Origin of the sequence: Hyphomonas sp. (assembly GCF_046313735.1) — a bacterium.
Taxonomy (GTDB): Bacteria; Pseudomonadota; Alphaproteobacteria; order Caulobacterales; family Hyphomonadaceae; genus Hyphomonas.
Genome location: NZ_JBKBXW010000061.1, coordinates 1 through 3,997, shown reverse-complemented (window position 1 = coordinate 3,997; position 3,997 = coordinate 1). Strand labels below are relative to the sequence as shown.

At 67.4% G+C, this 3,997-nt stretch carries 6 protein-coding genes; 5 read left to right on the top strand and 1 reads right to left on the bottom strand.

Annotated elements, in window-relative coordinates; all coding sequences use genetic code 11:
* From ACK4SV_RS16090 to ACK4SV_RS16070, 5 genes are all read left to right on the top strand, one after another.
* A partial coding sequence (locus ACK4SV_RS16090) for a UbiA family prenyltransferase (protein WP_409918858.1) occupies positions 1 to 480 on the top strand: 480 nt, incomplete at its 5' end.
* 31 nt (positions 481 to 511) lie between these two features.
* On the top strand, positions 512 to 1,465 hold the full coding sequence (locus tag ACK4SV_RS16085; RefSeq protein WP_409918857.1) for a fatty acid desaturase family protein: 954 nt from the start codon (positions 512 to 514) through the stop codon (positions 1,463 to 1,465).
* Positions 1,462 to 2,127, top strand: coding sequence for a DsbA family protein (locus ACK4SV_RS16080; protein ID WP_409918856.1), 666 nt, complete (start codon positions 1,462 to 1,464; stop codon positions 2,125 to 2,127). Before ACK4SV_RS16085 ends, ACK4SV_RS16080 begins: the two co-directional genes overlap by 4 nt.
* A gap of 286 nt (positions 2,128 to 2,413) precedes the next feature.
* A complete protein-coding gene (locus tag ACK4SV_RS16075) occupies positions 2,414 to 2,671 on the top strand; it encodes a type II toxin-antitoxin system Phd/YefM family antitoxin (RefSeq protein ID WP_409918855.1) in 258 nt (85 codons plus the stop codon).
* Positions 2,668 to 3,051 (top strand): type II toxin-antitoxin system VapC family toxin, encoded by a 384-nt coding sequence (locus tag ACK4SV_RS16070; protein WP_409918854.1) that lies wholly within the window; start codon positions 2,668 to 2,670, stop codon positions 3,049 to 3,051. Before ACK4SV_RS16075 ends, ACK4SV_RS16070 begins: the two co-directional genes overlap by 4 nt.
* Positions 3,052 to 3,053: 2 nt before the next feature.
* On the opposite strand, the gene ACK4SV_RS16065 is transcribed toward ACK4SV_RS16070, so the two are convergent.
* The coding region (locus ACK4SV_RS16065; RefSeq protein ID WP_409918853.1) for an ABC transporter ATP-binding protein at positions 3,054 to 3,997 on the bottom strand (944 nt) is incomplete at its 5' end.

The following is a 3,997-nucleotide window of genomic DNA, read 5'->3' as shown; positions in this document are numbered from 1 at the left end:
GCCAGCCAGATCACCGGCCCGGTCTATTTCCTCTATGCCGGCCTGATCCTGTGGACGATCGCCTATGACACGATCTACGCCCTGCAGGACCGGGAAGACGACGCCCTGATCGGCGTGCGCTCCACCGCCCGCCTGTTCAAGGACCGCGCGGTCCTCTACGCCTTCGCCTTCCACATGGGCGCCGCCGCCCTCATCGCCTTCGCAGCCTGGCAGCAGGGCGCCGGCCGTCTCGGCGCGGTCGCCGCCCTCGCCTTCCTCGCCCACGGCGCCTGGCAGGCCTGGACGCTGTCGTCGAAGGGCGAGGACCAGGCCCTGCGGGTGTTCAAATCCAACGTGATCGCCGGCGCCCTCGTCGCGCTCACCTTCTTCGCGTCCGCCGCCCTCGCCCCGCGCCTCCCGCCGGACGATGAACAGCCCGCCCCCTCCTATTTCGAAAGCCTGACGCCGGACGCCCCCACGGAAACCCCGCCGCCAGAGTGACGGCCGCGTCATCTTCGCCTATAATCGCCCCATGCCCGCTGCCGCCCGCATCCGCCCGCTCGACCTCTTCACCCGCGAGGAATGGGAACGCCTATCCGCCCGCAATGGCTGGATGGGCCCGCTCCTCGTGCTGCATGGCTGGGTGATCATTGCCGGCGCCATTGCGCTGTCGGCCTGGTCGCTCTGGTTCCTGCCGGTCTCGATCATGCTGATCGGCGCGCGCCAGCTCGGCCTCACCATCCTGATGCACGACGCCGCCCACGGCGCCCTGCACCCGAACGCGAAGGTCAACGACTTCCTCGGCCACTGGCTCTGCGGCGCCCCGATGGGCGGCCACCTCAAGGCCTACCGCGCCTACCACCTCACCCATCACAAATACGTCCAGCAGGCCGAAGACCCGGACCTGATCCTCTCCAAACCCTTCCCCGTCACGCGTACCTCCCTGCGCCGCAAGATCCTCCGCGATCTGACGGGCCAGACCTTCCTCAAACAACGCGGCAACCAGTTCGCCAACGCCTTCGGCCTCGGCCTGCGCAAAGGCCCCGGCGCCGAGAACCGCGCCCAGTCCGCCCGCGAGGCCGTCATCCCGATGCTGATCACCAATGCGGTGATCCTCGGCGTGCTCATCGCCCTCGGCCTCTGGTGGGCCTATTTCGTCCTCTGGCTCCTGCCGATGGCGACCTGGATGATGCTCGTCACCCGCCTGCGCAACATCGCCGAACACGCCGTCCTTCCGGACCATGACGATCCCATGCGTTATGCCCGCACCACGCTGACCAACCCGCTTGAGGGCCTCCTCATCGCGCCCTACTGGGTCAACTATCACTGCGAACATCATATGTTCATGCACACCCCCTGCTACCGCCTCGCCGGCATCCACAGGGCGCTCGCCGCCAAAGGCGTCACGCAGAAAATGGAAGTCCAGCGCGGCTATGTCCGTGTGCTGTCGATGGCCGCCTCGAGGCCGGAGGCGATAGCCGCATGACGGTCGCGATCGAAATGGTGTCAGACCTCGTCTGCCCCTGGTGCTGGCTCGGCCTCCGCCGCATCGAAGCCGCCATCGCCGAAGTCCCCGAAATCGAGGTCAAACTCATCTTCCGCCCCTACGAGCTCGACCCCACCCTCCCCGCCGAAGGCGCGGACTACAAATCCTACATGTCCGGCCGCATCACCTCTCCCGAGGGGCGCGAACGCATGGCCCAGATGCGCCAGGCCCTGATCGATTATGGCGAAGCCGAAGACATCCCCTTCCGCTTCGACGCCATCACCCGCCGCCCCAGCAGCTTCGACGCCCACCGCCTCGTGCGCTGGGCGCAGGGCCAGGGTAAGGGCGCCGCCGCCAAGGAAGCTCTGTTCACGGCCTATTTCCGCGACGGCCGCGACATCGGCAAGCCCGCCGAACTCGTCTCGATCGCCGCCGAGATTGATCTCGATACGGACATCGTCGCAGACCTCCTCGCCAGCGGCGCCGACACCGACGCCGTCCGCGCCGAAGCCGAAACGTTTCGCGAAATGGGCATCTCGGGCGTCCCCACCTACATCGCCAACCGCCGCATCGCCGTCCAGGGCGCCGAAAGCGCCGAAAAGCTCGCCCGCTTCCTCCGCCACGCCGCCTCGCAACTCCCCCAGGAACGCCCCGCGGGCTAAAACCCCTGCGCCCTGTCATCCCGGAAAATGCAAAGCATTTATCCGGGACCTTCCCTCCCCAAACTCAATCTCACGTGTCTTCATCCCGGGATCGGCGCAGCCGATGCCCGGGACCCAGCAACAACATCAGACAACGGAATACCTGGGTCCCGGACAAATGCTCCGCATTTTCCGGGATGACGACGGTTGAGAGTGTAGAGGCGATATAGTCCCGGATGAACTCTTGCCCTCTTGAAATGGACCACCAACTGGTCCATTTTACACCAAACCCTTCCGGAGCCCCGCCATGCGCATTTCCGTCACTGAAGCCAAAGCGCTGCTCACCGAACTCATCCGCCGGGCAGAAGCCGGCGAGGACATCGTGCTGACCCGCCATGGCCAGCCAACCGTCAGGCTTGCCCCCATCCATCCAGTCCCGGCGCGGGAGGCACGCAAGGCGCTGATCCAGGCCGCGCGCGAAAGCGCCGCCGGCAAGGCCGCCTCTGGCCCCACCGCCGCCCGCAGCCAGGATTTCCTCTATGACGCCGCCGGCCTGCCGGAATGATCGCGGTCGACACATCGGCGCTCATGGCCCTGCTCCTCGGCGAACCGGAAGCGGACGCCTGCGCCGATATCCTCGAAGCCTCCGGCCAGCTCCTCATCTCGGCCGGCACCGTGGCAGAGGCCCTGATCGTCGCCGGGCGCCGCAATCTTGGCTCCGAAATGGACACGCTGATTGGCGGACTGGGCTTTGAGGTCGTCAACATCACGCCCGCCTCGGCGCTTCGCATCGCAAACGCCTATGCCAGATGGGGCAAGGGCCAGCACCCTGCGGCGCTGAACTTCGGGGACTGTTTCGCCTATGAAGTCGCCCAGGAGCATGCCTGCCCCCTGCTCTTTGTCGGCAGCGATTTTGCGCGCACGGATGTCCGCAGCGCGCTCTGAGCTCAACTCAGCTGCAACTCCACCAGCCGCCGATATGCCCCGCCCTGCGCCATCAGCGCGTCATGCGTGCCTTCCTCGACCACCCGGCCCTCTTCCATCACCAGAATCCGGTCCGCCGCGCGTACGGTCGACAGCCGGTGCGCGATGATCAACACCGTCCGTCCCCGGCCGAACTCTCCCAGCGCCGCCTGCACCTTCGCTTCGCTGGAGGCGTCCAGCGCCGAGGTTGCCTCGTCCAGCAGCAGCACCGGCGCGCCGCGCAGGATGGCGCGGGCGAGCGCAATGCGCTGGCGCTGGCCGCCCGAAAGGTTGCGCCCCATTTCGCCCGCCGGCGCGTCATAGCCGCCCGGCAGGCCCAGAATGAAATCATGCGCATCCGCCGCCCGCGCCGCAGCCTCAACCTCATCGCGCCCTGCGCCGATCCGGCCAAGCGCGATGTTCGCGGCAATTGTGTCATCAAACAGCGCCGAATCCTGCGCGACAAGCCCCATCTGCCGGCGCAGGCTCGCCCCGGTCACGGCGCGCACATCCTCCCCGTCAATCCGTATACGGCCGGACGAAGGATCATACAGCCGCATCAGCAGATTGAACACGGTCGACTTGCCCGCCCCCGACGCGCCGACCAGCGCCACCGTCTCGCCGGGCCGCGCGGTAAAGCTCAAACCCTTCAGCGCCTCGCTACCATCGCCATAAGCAAACCGCACATCCTCGAACGCAATCTCTCCGCGCACGGCGCTGATTTCCCGCGCGCCCGGCGCATCGGCCACGACCGGCGCCGCATCGACAATCTCGAACACCCGGTCCGCCGCCGCCGCGCCCTCCTGCGCCACCGCGCTGATCGCGCCCAGCGCGCGCACTTCCGGCGCCGCCACGGCCACCGCGCCGATGAAGGCGAGCAGGTCGCCCAGCGTGCTCTCGCCCTGCAGGATGCGCCAGGTGACAAAGC